Here is a 13820-nt window from a genome sequence, read left to right on the forward strand (position 1 = left end):
CGATCGCCTCCGGGCCCAGCCTTCCTGCCGCCGATTGCGGTCCTATCGCTCATTGGAACCGTCTTCTCAACGGGGCATCCGTGCCAAAGCTTTCCCTGCCGGTCCGGCTTGCTCTTCTGGTCGCAGGGACCACGCTGCCGCTCATCCTGTTCGCCGGCGGCATCGTATTTCACAACTACATGCAGGACCGCACCGATGCCCGGCAGCGCGTGCTCGAGACGGTGCGCGCCATCCGCCTCACGCTCGATGCGGAGATGCAGCGGATGACAGGCGGCGTGCAGGTGCTGGCACTGACGGATGCGTTGAAGACCGGCGACTTCGAGCGCTTCCGCCCGATCGCGATGGGCTTCCTCGAGCAGTACGGCAAGCACGGCACGATCCTGGTCGCTGACCGCGACGGACACCAGCTGTTTTCGTCGGCAACCACCGACACTGCCAATCTCCCCTTGCGGAGCAACCGCGAGATCACCAAACGCGTTTTCGAAACGCGCCAGCCGCAATATTCCGACCTGTTCTACGGCATCGTGAAGAAGAGCTTGATCGTCACGGTCGAGGTGCCGGTGTTTCGCGACGGCGAGGTGATCTACGATATCTCTTTCAGTCCGCCGATCGAGATGTTCCAGACCATCCTCGAGAAGCAGCGCCCGAGCGCCGATTGGACATTGTCGCTGCTCGACCGCCAGGCCGTGGTGTTTGCGCGCGTACCGAATCCGCTCGAGACGATCGGCAAGCCGGCCTCGCCCTCGGTCTATGAACGCATGATCAGCGAGCACGAGGCGACGCTGTCGAGCGTGTCGTTGGAAGGCCTGCCGCTGCTGTCGAGCTTCACGCATTCGCCCCTGACGGGCTGGATCATCGGCGCCGGCATCAGCGAGACCTCGCTGGTGGCGCCGCTCTGGCGCAACCTCGCCATCACCAGCCTGATCGGCGGCATCATGCTTGCAATCGGCCTTGCCTTCGCGGTGCGGATGGCGACGACGATCGCCCGCGCCGAGATGCTGCACGACCTGCTGATCGAGGAACTCAATCACCGCGTCAAGAACACGCTGGCCATCCTGCAAGCCATCGCCGTCCAGACCTTCCGAAGCGCCAGCCGCTTCGAGCGCGAGAAATTCGAGGGCCGGCTGGGAGCCCTCGCCGAGGGCCCACAACCTCCTGAGCAAGGAGAAGTGGCAGGGCTCCGAGCTGGAGGACGTGATCGGACGCGTGCTCAAGCCATACCGGCTGAACACCCCGGAACGCATCCGGATCACCGGCCCCAAAGTGGCGCTGTCACCGCGGCTCGCCGTCGTACTGTCGATGATCGTGCACGAGATTGCGACCAACGCCGCCAAATATGGCGCATTGTCCAACGACACCGGCACAGTCGATCTGTCGTGGAAGCTCTTGAACCACGCCGATACGGCAAAGAAGCAGCCGGCACGGCTCAAGCTGACATGGCAGGAGACCGGCGGCCCGGTGGTCTCGGCCCCGATCCAGCGCGGCTTCGGCTCGCGCCTGATCGAGCGCAGCGCGCGCGATCAGCTCGGCGGCGAAGCCACGGTCGACTTCCTGCCGCCGGGCGTGATCTACACGATCACCTGCGTGCTCGACGATTGACCGCAGCGCCGCCCGCTCAGCCGAACCTCTGCAACGCCGGGAAGGTTTCGAGCAGCCAGATGCTGAAGGTCGAGACCGCGCCGGTCAGAAAGCCGATGCCGGTGACGATCATCAGGAGACCCATCGCCCGCTCGACATTGACCAGATGGCCGCGCATCCGCATGAACAGCGCCGAGAACTGCTCGATCATGAAGGCGGCGACCAGGAACGGAATACCGAGCCCGGCGGAGTAGATGGCCAGGAGGCCGGCGCCCTTGGCGACCGTTGCTTCGGCCGCGGCGATCGACAGGATCGCAGCCAGGATCGGACCGATGCAGGGGGTCCAGCCGAAGGCGAAGGCAAGCCCCATCACGTAGGCCCCCCACAGGCCGACCGGCTTCGGGATCGGCAACCTCCCCTCCCGCATCAGAAACGCAATCCGGGTAAGGCCCAGAAAGTGAAGGCCCATCACGATGATCACGATGCCGGCGAGGATCGACAATTGCTCGGACCAGGCCCGGATCAGGCCGCCGATCAGCGAGGCGCTCGCCCCCAGCATCACGAAGACGGTCGAGAAGCCGAGCACGAACAGCCCCGCCGAGAGCATGACGGCGCGCCGCGAGGCGGCAGGCGCCTCGTCGCTCTCGATATGCTCGATCGTAGCGCCGGTCAGATAGACCAGATAGGGCGGAACCAGCGGCAGGACGCAGGGCGACAGGAAGCTGACCAGTCCGGCAACGAACGCAGCCGGTATCGATACGTTTTGGATCATGCGGGTCCCGCGATACACCCTCTTGGCGGCCTCGTGCCCAGGGCACTCCGCTTCATGCCGCCGTTATGAGGAATACGCAACACAGGGCCCGCAGGTTACGGCCAGAACCAGCGCACATCTCGAACGTCCGCAGCGACCGCGATCCCCCTTGCCGAGACGATCCATCGATCTGACGAGCTTCGTTCAGCGCTCAAATTGAGGAAGATCGGCCTGGCGGAGGGTCGGTACCCATCTCGCCGCAGCAGTTCGCTCCGGTTAGCCCTGCACCGCTGACCAGCTTCACAGCTTGATCACGGCAGATCACGACTTGGAACCGCCTCCCGTGCGCGCATCGCACCGTGCTACTTGACCAACCTGAGCAAAGGTTGCCGGCGCTGCCCTGGCTGCGGCTTCGGATCGCGCAATTTCTCGGGGTTGTCAGCCTGAACCATTTCATTGCAGAGCGACTTGAGATCGTCTTCGCTGAGGCGGTTCAACTTCATGCGGAGGTCGAGGATGGCAACCGAGACCATATGCGCCGATTCGCGATTCCCGGCAGCAGTGAGCGCAGCGCGGCACTGCTCCAGAGTCGCGAGGACGGCAAGCATTTGTTCGTCTGAATTGGCCACAGGCGTCGTTCCGTTCTAGCGTCTGACGAGATGGAGCTGGGAAAGTCCCGCCCCGCGGATGGCACCCTGATTCGTCATCTCGTTCCTCCCCACGCCGTGTATGCGAACTCCACGTCGCTTCCGTCCCTGCTGTGACGATCGGCGCCCCGATTTCCCACAAGATCGCCGCGCAAGGGTCGATGATCGAAGATCGGAGTCCGCTGAGTCAACAACACACAGCGTTCACCACGATAGCATGGCCCCTTGCCATCTTCGATTACCATTTCATTGCGGCCGAGGCAAAAACCGTCGATGCTTCGGTCGACTCGCGCTGCGCGTGTCCTCGTGATACTCGGCAGTTCCTGCCAAGCTTCTGCTGCTGGTAAAACCATGCTGCAGAGACTGCACGTCGCAGGGATCATGAATCGCCAATGTCTCAACCAACCGATGGCATCGAACCGGCCACCACGTAGTTTCTCGGTCATACTCTAGCAGGCGAGGAAAGCTTGTATGCGCGCTGCAGCGGAACGGGGCGTTCCTCAAAAGGAACGCCAGGAGGAAGCGGGATCTCATGCGACGGACGTGCCGGCAGAGATCAGCGACGCCTCGGTTGCGCTCCAGGGGCCAGGCGGCGACCAGATCGGTGATGCCGGTGCGGTGGGCGCACCAGCCGCCCGGGCGATGAAGACGGCGGCGCGAAGCCCGTCTGGGCGGGCAGCCCCGGCGAAAGCCGCGGCAGGCAAGCCGGCGCTGGCGAGCCTCACCGACTGGGATGCGGCCCGGATCTTTCTCGAGGTCGTCCGGGCCGGCAGCTTCCGTTCCGCCGCCGAACGTCTCACGCTGTCGATCAACGCGGTGCGTCGGCGGATCGACGATTTCGAGCGGCAGATCGGCGCCACATTGTTCACGCGCGACGTCCACGGGGCGCGGCTGACGGATGAAGGCGCGCTGGTCGTGTCCGCCGTCGAGCGCATGGAGACTGCAGCGTTCGAATTGCTGCGCGCCGGCGACGGGCTGGCCGGTGCGGCATCCGGCGAGGTCCGCGTCGCGGTCACCGAGGGTCTTGGGACATTCTGGCTGGCGCCGCGCCTGGTCGAATTTCAGCAGAGCTTTCCGAATATGCTGGTCGACCTGTATTGCGCGATGCGCTCGGCGGATGTCTCGCGCCACGAGGCAGACGTGGCCATCCACCTCTCGCGGCCGTCCGCGCTCGATGTCAAGCTGGTGCGGCTTGGCCGCATGCATCTGATGTGTTTCGCGAGCGAGAAATATCTAGACGTGTATGGCGTTCCGAACACGATTGACGACTTGATGAAACATCGCTTGGTTCTGCAGGTCGCCGACGAAGCCGCTGCGAACGAAGCATTTGCCAGCATCTTTCCCGGCTACGAGCAGCGGGACTTGATCGCGATGACCACCAACGTATCGAGCGCCAACTATTGGGCCGTCGCCCACGGTGCCGGTATCGGGGTATTCCCAACCTATGCGAGCGCGCTCGGCGGAAAGATGATACCGCTTGAGGTTGAGTTGAAGTGGTCTTACGATATCTGGCTGTCCTACCATGCCACCACCGGCCGCATCCCGAGGGTGCGCCATATGATTGACTGGTTGGTGGAGGCTTTTAACCCTGGCAAATACCCGTGGTTTAAAGACGAATTCATCCATCCACGGCAACTTAAAACAGTATATATGGGTGAACCCCTGACCCATTTATTCGGGGGCTTTCCGATGGAAGGACGGCAAGACTAGTATGAACAAATCAGCGGCAAAGAAGATGAAGCAGCGCAGTGCCGGCAAGCCGGACATTGAGCTTGGCAAGCGCATTCGCCTGCGCCGGGTTGAACAGAAGATTTCGCAGGCAGAGCTCGGTGAAAAGCTCGGCGTGAGCTTCCAGCAGGTGCAGAAGTACGAGAAGGGCGTCAATCGCGTCGGCGCGGCACGCTTGCAGCAGATCGCGACGGCGCTCGATGTGCCCGTGACCTTCTTCTACGACGGCGACAACAAGGCCCGTGAGGTCGAGAGCCTGCTCTTCCTGGACAGCGCCTTCAGCCTGCGTCTGCTGCGCGCTTACAGCAAGATCAAGGATCAGACGGTGCAGCGTCAGCTCGTTGCCCTCATGGAATCGATTGCAGCGAACGAAGAATAGGCACAGCCGTCTGACCGGGTCAGACGCGCCTGCTGGTCGACGTGGCCATCATCGCTCGAGGGCGCAACTTGGGGGCGCCAGGCGGTCAGCCAGCTCGGGCGGGTTCACTGCCTCTCCGAGGATTGCCTCAGTGGTTAATGTCAGCTGAGTGCAACGTCGATAACGTCGTTTGAGTGCGATGATTGATCGACGCGGCCGGATGATCCGGCCCTGATCTCCGCTCGGCGAGAGCCGTGCGGGCTTACCTTTTTAATCCCTGCCGTCATAGGAAGTGGCGGCCCGATTTTGTCGCGGGCGATTTTGTCGCGTCCCGAAGGCGGCTGCCCGCCGCCAATGTGCTGGAAACGCCATGCCGATCGCCGCCGGGGACTCCATTGCCTTCGCTGAAGGCAAGATCCTGATGACCCATGCGGGAGATGGCGTCGGCCTCGTCACCTTCAACCATCCGGACAAGCGCAATGCGATGTCACTGGAGATGTGGGAGGGGCTCGGCCACGCCCTGATCGCCCTGCGCGACAGCGCCGACATCCGCGTTGTGGTGCTGACCGGCGCTGGCGACAAGGCGTTTGTATCCGGCGCCGACATCAGCCAATTCGAACAGAGCCGGCACAACGCCGCGGCCTCCGAGGCCTATGCGCAGCGAAGCGCCGCCCAGCGCGCATTGCTGGCGACCTACCCCAAGCCGACCATCGCCTGCATCCGCGGCTTCTGCCTCGGTGGCGGCCTGCAGATCGCGATGCTCGCGGACATGCGCTTCGCCGCCGAGGACAGCCGGTTCGGCATTCCCGCGGCCAGGCTCGGCATCGCCTATGGCTATGACGGCCTGCGCAATCTGGTGTCGCTGGTGGGGCCGTCGCAGGCGCGGCTGCTGCTCTATACGGGGATGCGGATTGATGCCCATGAAGCGCTGCGGATCGGCCTGATCGACCGGATGATGGGCAATGAGGAGCTGATGCCGGCCACGCTCGACATCGCCCGCACCATCGCCGGCAACGCGCCGCTGGCGGTTCAGGCCGCGAAGATCACGATCGCCGAAGTGCTGAAGGACGAGAGCGGCCGCGACATGACTGCCATCAAGCGGATCGGCGACGCCTGCATGGATTCCGAGGACTTCCGCGAGGGCCGCCGCGCCTTCATGGACAAGCGCAAGCCGGTCTTCAAGGGACGCTAAAGCGCCTCAAGCACCGCCTTGGTCACCTCGATCGTACCGGCATTGCCAGCGAATTCGAACGGCTTGAGACCGGACGCATAGACCTTGTCGACCGCCTGCTCGATCCGCTGCGCCGCCTCGGCCGCGCCATCGATGCCGCGCGTGTCCGCCAGCCAGTCCAGCATCATCGCGGCCGACAGGATCATGGCGGTCGGGTTGGCCTTGCCCTGCCCCATGATGTCGGGCGCGGTGCCGTGGCAAGGCTGAAACACGGCATGGCGATCGCCGATGTCGGCCGAGGGCGCCATCCCCATGCCGCCGATGAGGCCGGCGGCGAGGTCGGACAGGATGTCGCCGAACATGTTCTCGGTGACCAGGACGTCGAAATCCCAGGGGCGCTTCACCAGCATAAGCGCGCAGGCGTCGATATAGAGCCGCTCCGCCTTCACGTTCGGATGGAGCTCAGCGACCTCGTCGAAGATCTTGCGGAAGTAGGCGAAGGCCTTGAAGACATTCGCTTTATCGACGCAGCCCAAAGTGCCGGAACGGCCACGGGCCCGACGCCGCTCGGCGAGCTTGAAGGAGAAGTTGAAGAGACGCTCGGAGGTCTTGCGGGTGATGACGAGCGTCTCACGCGCCTCCTCATGTGTCACCACACCTTTGCCCATCGAGGCGAACAGGCCCTCGGTCGACTCGCGGATGACGACGAAGTCGATGCCGCGCTCCGCGGCGCCGACGATCGGGCTCGGCACGCCCGGGATCAGCCGCGCCGGCCGCACCCCGGCATAAAGATCGAAATGGAAACGCAGCTCGATCTGCGGCGCGATCTCGGTGTTGTCGGGGTAGCGCACCGACGGCAGGCCGCAGGCGCCGAGCAGGATCGCGTCCGCCCGTTCGCAGAGACGGATCGTGGACTCGGCGATCGATACGCCGGTCGCCAGATAATTGCCGGCGCCGGCCTGGGCTTCGGTGAAGCGGAACGACAGGCCCGCTTTCGCCTCGACCTTGCGCAGAACTTCAAGAGCGGGCGACATGACCTCTGGACCGATGCCGTCGCCGGGCAGAACTGCGATGTGAAGTGAATTGGTCGAGGACATGTTTTCTTCGCAATGTGAGTGAGTTGGCGACGTCATTGCGAGCGAAGGACGCAATCCAGAGCCCAGCTTGAGACGCTGGATTGCTTCGCTTCGCTGCTCGCGAGGACGAGAGTAGTCGAGACTTAGGGCGTCAGCACCGCGCGGCCGACCAGCTTGCCCGACTGCAGCTCGCGCAGGGCGTCGTTGGCCTTGTCGAGCGGCATCGGGGTGACCGGGATCGGCGTGATGTTCTTGGCACGGACAAGATCGAGCAGCTCTTTTGTCTCCCTGAGATTGCCGACATAGCTGCCCTGGATCGTTACCGCCTTGATCGGAATGAGCGGCAGCGCCCATGGCGCGCCGCCGCCGAACAGGCCGACGATGACCAGCTTGCCGCCCTTGGTCAGACAATCGAAGCCGAGTTGCGCGGTGGCGGCATTGCCGACCAGGTCGATGACGGCCCGGATCGGCTCGCCTGCCGCCTTGGTCAGTTGCTCCAGCGCATCCGGCGCTTTGCCGTCGACGGCTGCGAGCGCGCCCGCCGCCAGCGCCGCCTCGCGCTTGCGAGCATCGATGTCGACGACAATCGCTCCCTTCCCGCCCATGGCCTTGAGCAGCGACAGGGCCATCAGGCCGAGACCGCCGGCGCCGAAGATCACGATCGGGGTATCCAGATCCTTCTCGACCTTCTTCAGCGCGCTGTAAGTGGTGACGCCCGAGCAGGCATAGGGCGCGGTCGTCACCGGATCGAGCCCCTTGAGGTCGATCAGATGGCGCGGATGCGGCACGGTCATGTGGTCGGCATAGCCGCCATCGCAATAGACACCGAGCGAGGCCGGCTTCAGGCACATGTTCTCATCGCCGGCCAGACATGTCGCGCATTTGCCGCAGCCGATCCAGGGATAGACCAGCGCGACATCGCCGACCTTCAGTCCGCCCTTCTCCGCCTCGGTGACATCAGGTCCGAACGCCACGATCTCCCCGGCGCTCTCATGTCCCATGGTCCGCGGCAGCGAGACGCCGCGATCCTTGAGCGACAGCGGCTTGCGGCCATGGCCGAGATCGTAGCCGCCTTCCCAGATGTGCAGGTCGCTGTGGCAGACCCCTGCTGCCTTGACCTTGATCAGCACCTGCTTGCCGAAGGGCTGCGGCGTCGGCTCGTCGACCTCGGTCAGCGGCGCGTTGAAATCGGTGACCTTGAAGCTCTTCATTCTTTCACTCCCGTGGTCCGGTATGACCGGACAGCGCCATCACGGGACGAGCGGCGACGGCTCGCGCGGGCAGCGCGGCCTCGACAGATCCTCCCGACAGACGCGCGTCCGGCTGGTCCGCACCGTTCTTGCAATCTCGCGACATTGGCCGGAAACGAGCAGAGCGGCAAGGCCGCGCGCATGGCGCGCGATCATGGCTGCCCTGCAGCCTTTCGTCTCACCAAGCTCGGCCTTGTCTCAGCCTTGGCCGGTGTCGATCGCGCCGACCTCACGAAGAACATCGGCCGTGTGCTCACCGAGGCTCGCTGCCCGCGCTCCCGCCGCGACCCTCGCTTCCGACATCCGAAACGGCAGGTTGACCACCTTGAAGCTGCCGGCCGCGTCCGTCACCTCGGCCAATGCGTCACGATGGGCGAGCTGCGGGTCGGCAAGCGCATCGGCGACGCTTCGATAGGCTGAGCTCGGGACGCCGCCCGCGCTCAGTGTCGCGACACATTCGGCCGTCGTGAGCCGGCTGGACCAAGCCTCGACGCCATCCATGAGATCACCCCAGTGACGGCGACGGTCGGCGTAACGGGCAAATCTGGGATCTTCGACCCAGGCGGGCCGTCCGATGACGCCCATCAGGTTCTGGAACGTCTTCTCGCTGGCAACCGCAATCATCACGTAGCCGTCGCGGGTTTCAGCCGGACCAAACGGCGGGCGCTGCGGCGGCTCGACCGCGAACTGGGCGCCCTGGATCTCGTTCAGGGTGAGGCTGAGCATGGATTCGAGCATCGAACAGTCGATATGCTGGCCGCGTCCGGTACGCTCACGCTGATAGAGGGCGGACGCGATGGCGCCGAACGCGTAGGTCCCGGTCACCACGTCGGCATGGTAGATGCCGCAATAGTCCGGCCGGCTGCGGCCGGGCTGGTAAGCGAGATGCGCCATCTCGTAGCCGGAGGCGGCATGGATCACCGGGGCATAGGCCGGGAGTTCAGCCGATGGGCCGGTCTGGCCGTAGCCGGAGATCGAGCAGTAGATCAGCCGCGGGTTCAACTCACTCAGCGTTGCATAAGCGAGGCCGAGCCGTTGCATGACTCCGGGCCGGAAATTCTCAACCAGGATATCGGCCGTTGCGACGAGCCGACGCACCGCCTCGACATCAGCTGAACATTTCAGATCGAGCACCACGCTCTTCTTGCCGACGTTGAGCTGACCGAAAGCCGTGGAGCAGCCATGCCGGACCGGCGGGCGGGTGCGCATGGTTTCACCTTCCGCTGACTCGATCTTGATCACCTCCGCCCCCATATCAGCAAGCATGCGGGCGCAATGCGGGCCGGCGATCGTGGTCGAGAAGTCGAGGATGCGGAGCCCCTCGAAGCATCCTGTCAAACGGCTCTCATCGTTTCCAGTTAGACTCACCCTCGCAGCTCCTTGGTTCTGATTCTTCTCGTTGATGGCCGGTTGGACAGTCTGCCGCGCCCTCACGGATTCACGAAGCGTAAGCCATGCAACGCGGTGCGCCTCGCTTCTAGATCGAACCATTCGATCTCGAAAGCGTTTCGCCTCTCGCCGCAGTGCGGCACGACTTTCGTTGACGGCTATATTTGGACCCTTTCTTGCATAGGACGGTCATGGGGCTTGATCGAGGACATCTCTTGCGGGTTCTGTTCGTTACAACCGAAATGGACGATTTCGTCCGGGTGGGCGGACTGGCGGCCGTTTCAGCCGCACTTCCCCGGGCACTCCGCTCCCACACTGACGTCAGGATCATGCTGCCCGGCTACCGGGACGTGATCGAACATCTCACTCACATCGAGATCGTCGGCCAATGCGCAGCTCTGGCCGAGATGCCGGCCTGCTCGCTCGGACGATCATCGACGCGCGACGGCCTGCCGGTCTACGTCCTGCTCTGCGACGAGCTGTACGACCGGCCCGGCAACCCCTATGGCGACGAGAGCGGGCGGGACTGGGCGGACAATGACATCCGCTTCGGCCGCCTTGCCGCTGCTGCTGCCGAGCTCGCCGCAGGCACTCTGGACAAGAACTGGGCAGCTGATCTGGTCCACGCCAATGATTGGCAGGCGGCCCTCGTGCCGGCCTATCTCGCATGGCGCGGGGTCGAGGTTCCCTCGATCCTGACCATCCACAACCTGGCCTATCAGGGCCTGTTCCCGCGGGAGTCGCTGCGGCGGATCGGCGCCCCGGAATCATCATTCCACATCGACGGCCTCGAATTCTACGACAAGCTGTCGTTCCTCAAGGGCGGCCTGGTCTATGCGTCGCATCTCACCACGGTCAGCTCCACCTATGCCCAGGAGATCACCACCTCCGAGCTGGGCTGCGGTCTGGAGGGCCTGCTGCGTCAGCGGTCGAACGCGCATGAGCTGACCGGGATCCTCAATGGCATCGATGAGAGCTGGGATCCGCGCTACTGCCAGCAGCTGGCGCAGCCCTTCGCCGCCGGGGATTGGGAAGGCAAGAAGGCCAACGCGGACTATGTCCGCAAGCAGTTTGGGCTTGCGGTGTCGCGTGGACCGATGTTCGGCATCGTCGCCCGTCTCGTGCATCAGAAGGGCATTGATCTGGTGTTGGAAGCCGCGGACGAAATCGTCGGGGCCGGAGGCCAGATCGTCGTCACCGGAACAGGCGAGCCGGCGATCGAGCGCGCATTGTTGGAGGCCCATCGCCGCCGGCCGGATGCGATCGGGGTTGCGATCGGGTTCAACGATGCGCAAGCGCGGCGCATCTTCGCAGGCAGCGACTTCACCCTGATGCCGTCGCGCTTCGAGCCGTGCGGCCTCAGCCAAATGTACGCACAGCGGTTCGGCTCGCTGCCGATCGGCCATCAGACCGGCGGATTGGCTGAGACGATCACCGACGGCGAGACCGGTTTCCTGTTCGAAAAGCCGTCGGCGGAGTCGTTCCTCGGCGGCGTGAAACGCGCCTTCTCGGCTTTCACACGGACCGAGCAATTGAACGCGATGCGACTATCGGCGATGGCGCGCTCCTTCAGCTGGGATCTGTCGGCCGCCTGCTACAACGCGCTGTACCGAAAGATGCTGACATCCGCGTAACGCACGAAGGTCCGGACGATCTCCGGGCCTTTTGTTTGTGGATCGGACCTGTCGGACGCCGCGGAGCTATCTCAGGCGGCGCGGACAGCCTCCAGGAAGTTGCCAACCTCGCGCTTGAGCCGGTTGGAGTCGCCGGCGAGCGATTTCGCCGACGACAACACTTCGGCCGATGCCGAGCCGGTCTGAGCGGCTCCCCGCTGCACGTCCGTGATGTTGGCTGAGACCTGCTGGGTGCCGGTGGCGGCCTGCTGCACGTTGCGGGAAATTTCCTGGGTCGCGGCTCCCTGCTCCTCGACGGCCGCAGCGATCGCCGAGGCGATCTCGGCCAGCCGCTCGATCGTGGTGCTGATCGACTGGATGGCATTGACCGATTCCTGGGTGGCCGCCTGCACCCCGGAGATCTGCTGCGAGATCTCGTCGGTCGCCTTGGCGGTCTGCTCGGCCAGCGCCTTCACTTCCGTCGCCACCACGGCAAAGCCGCGGCCAGCCTCGCCGGCCCGCGCCGCCTCGATTGTGGCGTTCAGGGCCAGCAGGTTGGTCTGGCCAGCAATGGTGTTGATGAGCTCGACGACATCGCCGATGCGGGCGGCAGCCTGCGACAGCTCGGCGACGCGGCCGTTGGTCTGGCGCACCTGCTGCACGGCATCGCCGGCCATGCGGGCCGAGGCCTGGACCTGACGGCTGATCTCGGTCACGGAAGAGGACAGCTCCTCGGTGGCGGAGGCCACCGATTGGACGTTGGACGAGGCTTCCTCAGAAGCCGCCGCCACGACGGTGCTGAGCTCCTTGGAGCGGTTCGCGGTGTTGGTCAGCGTATCCGCCGAGATTTCGAGTCCGGAGGCAGCCGACGACACCGTATTGACGATGTCGGCGATCGTCGCTTCGAAATTGCGGGTCAGCATATCGAGCCGACGGGCGCGATCGATCTGCGCCTGCGCATCGCGCTGCGCCGCCTCATCGGACTCCTTCTTGGCGATCAGGGCATCCTTGAACACCTTGAGCGCGCGCGCCATCGCGCCGATCTCGTCCTTGCGGGACTCGCTCGGAATGTCCGCGCCCAATTCGCCATTGGCGAGCCGGAGCGTCACGCCGGTCAGTCCGACCAGCGGCCCGATGACGCCGCGTACGACGCCGACGACCACGGCCGCGGACACGATCGCGACCAGAAGCACGATGCCGAGCGCACCGAACAGGCGCAGCCGCGCCGCATCGATCGCCTTGTCGATCGCCTGGTGCGCCGATGTCAGCGCCGCATCGCGCAGCACGATGACGTTGTTCAGCATCGGCGTGGTCCAGCGGCCCCACTCCTCCGCGGTGACCGGGGACGGCTGTCCATCGCGCGCCGCCGTGACGATCTGTCGATAGCGGCGCTCGCCCTCGCCCATCAGCGTCGAACGCACATGCTCCAGCGCGGCGGCAACCGCCGGCGTGTCACGGACGCTGCGCGCTGCGAGCTCGATCTGCTGCCAGAGCAGGGTCACTTGGCCACTCTGCTCCGTGACCTCGGCCAGACGGGCGGGCGTCCAGTTCTGGTTCTGGATGAAGAAGCGCAGCACCGCGGAGCGTGCACCGTTGACGGTGCGCATCGATTGCGACAATTGCGCCAGCTGACCCGACGGCAGCAGGTTCTCGACATCGCCGCCGACGCGCGACAGCTCAATCGCGGTCTCGTCGATGGAGGCATTGAGAGCTTCCGCAGCGCGCCCCAGTCCGTCGGTGGTGGCCGCCTGGATATTAGCGGGACGCTGGGCGGCAGGCAACGGAACGGCGCCGCGCGCAGCTGATCGGACATCACGGAGCGTCCGCTCGGCCGAGTCGATGTTGTTGGTCGAGAGGCTCGCGATCTGGGCGGCGGTCTTGGCCTGCGCCAGCGCCTCGTCGGTGGTCGCAATCGCCTTGTCCAGCTTGGCGATATCGTCGGCCGAGGCCGCCCCGCCGGCGGCGAGCAGATTCCATTGGCTGCGCTCCAGCGGGATCTGGGCGTTCACCTTCATCACCAGCTCGAAGGCGTTGAGGACGCGGGCGGCCTGCTCGCGCTTGCGCAGATCGCCCCACCCGCCCCACGCCAGCACGCAGGCGAAGACCATCGCGAACAGTCCGGTCAGCAGATTGCCGACGAGGATCTTCCATTTCAGACTGACCGCCCCGGTCTCCGCTTGAAATGTCTCGCTTCGCATCGTTCCACGCTCGGACATCGGCCGTTCCTAATCAGATGATTGCGCGCGCCGGATTCGCGAG

Annotated in this window: 10 protein-coding genes and 1 pseudogene; 6 read left to right on the forward strand and 5 right to left on the reverse strand. The window is 64.7% G+C overall.

Annotation, left to right across the window (positions count from 1 at the left end; genetic code table 11):
- The first annotated feature begins 80 nt into the window (after nucleotides 1-80).
- Nucleotides 81-1599 (forward strand): annotated as a pseudogene (locus tag ACVIJ6_RS36130) (sensor histidine kinase).
- A gap of 16 nt (nucleotides 1600-1615) precedes the next feature.
- Here ACVIJ6_RS36130 and ACVIJ6_RS36135 read toward each other — a convergent pair.
- Complete coding sequence (locus tag ACVIJ6_RS36135) at nucleotides 1616-2350, reverse strand: cytochrome c biogenesis CcdA family protein (protein WP_456776654.1); 735 nt, start codon at nucleotides 2348-2350, stop codon at nucleotides 1616-1618.
- Between the two features lie 365 nt (nucleotides 2351-2715).
- On the opposite strand from ACVIJ6_RS36135, the gene ACVIJ6_RS36140 reads away from it, so the two are divergent.
- The 4 genes from ACVIJ6_RS36140 (at nucleotide 2716) to ACVIJ6_RS36155 (ending at nucleotide 6254) form a co-directional block, all read left to right on the forward strand.
- Nucleotides 2716-2949: a hypothetical protein gene (locus ACVIJ6_RS36140; RefSeq protein WP_456776655.1), complete on the forward strand. Its 234-nt coding sequence runs from the start codon at nucleotides 2716-2718 to the stop codon at nucleotides 2947-2949.
- A 498-nt stretch (nucleotides 2950-3447) separates the two neighbouring features.
- Nucleotides 3448-4686 (forward strand): LysR family transcriptional regulator, encoded by a 1239-nt coding sequence (locus tag ACVIJ6_RS36145; protein ID WP_456776656.1) that lies wholly within the window; start codon nucleotides 3448-3450, stop codon nucleotides 4684-4686.
- A 1-nt stretch (nucleotide 4687) separates the two neighbouring features.
- Nucleotides 4688-5083 (forward strand): helix-turn-helix domain-containing protein, encoded by a 396-nt coding sequence (locus tag ACVIJ6_RS36150; protein WP_012042961.1) that lies wholly within the window; start codon nucleotides 4688-4690, stop codon nucleotides 5081-5083.
- A gap of 349 nt (nucleotides 5084-5432) precedes the next feature.
- On the forward strand, nucleotides 5433-6254 hold the full coding sequence (locus tag ACVIJ6_RS36155) for an enoyl-CoA hydratase (protein WP_456776657.1): 822 nt from the start codon (nucleotides 5433-5435) through the stop codon (nucleotides 6252-6254).
- Here ACVIJ6_RS36155 and ACVIJ6_RS36160 read toward each other — a convergent pair.
- From ACVIJ6_RS36160 to ACVIJ6_RS36170, 3 genes are all read right to left on the reverse strand, one after another.
- Nucleotides 6251-7330, reverse strand: a complete 1080-nt coding sequence (locus tag ACVIJ6_RS36160; protein ID WP_456776658.1) for an isocitrate/isopropylmalate dehydrogenase family protein — start codon at nucleotides 7328-7330, stop codon at nucleotides 6251-6253. The two genes, ACVIJ6_RS36155 and ACVIJ6_RS36160, sit on opposite strands and share 4 nt — an antisense overlap.
- Before the next feature lie 122 nt (nucleotides 7331-7452).
- On the reverse strand, nucleotides 7453-8520 hold the full coding sequence (locus ACVIJ6_RS36165) for an alcohol dehydrogenase (RefSeq protein ID WP_456776659.1): 1068 nt from the start codon (nucleotides 8518-8520) through the stop codon (nucleotides 7453-7455).
- Between the two features lie 237 nt (nucleotides 8521-8757).
- Complete coding sequence (locus tag ACVIJ6_RS36170) at nucleotides 8758-9825, reverse strand: CaiB/BaiF CoA transferase family protein (protein ID WP_456777160.1); 1068 nt, start codon at nucleotides 9823-9825, stop codon at nucleotides 8758-8760.
- A gap of 338 nt (nucleotides 9826-10163) precedes the next feature.
- Between ACVIJ6_RS36170 and glgA the strand changes: the two genes are divergently transcribed.
- Nucleotides 10164-11582: a glycogen synthase GlgA gene (gene glgA / locus ACVIJ6_RS36175; RefSeq protein WP_456776660.1), complete on the forward strand. Its 1419-nt coding sequence runs from the start codon at nucleotides 10164-10166 to the stop codon at nucleotides 11580-11582.
- Nucleotides 11583-11653: 71 nt separating this feature from the next.
- Here glgA and ACVIJ6_RS36180 read toward each other — a convergent pair whose 3' ends face one another.
- Nucleotides 11654-13777, reverse strand: a complete 2124-nt coding sequence (locus ACVIJ6_RS36180; RefSeq protein WP_456776661.1) for a methyl-accepting chemotaxis protein — start codon at nucleotides 13775-13777, stop codon at nucleotides 11654-11656.
- Between the last annotated feature and the right edge of the window lie 43 nt (nucleotides 13778-13820).

It is taken from the genome of Bradyrhizobium sp. USDA 4369, from assembly GCF_054056435.1.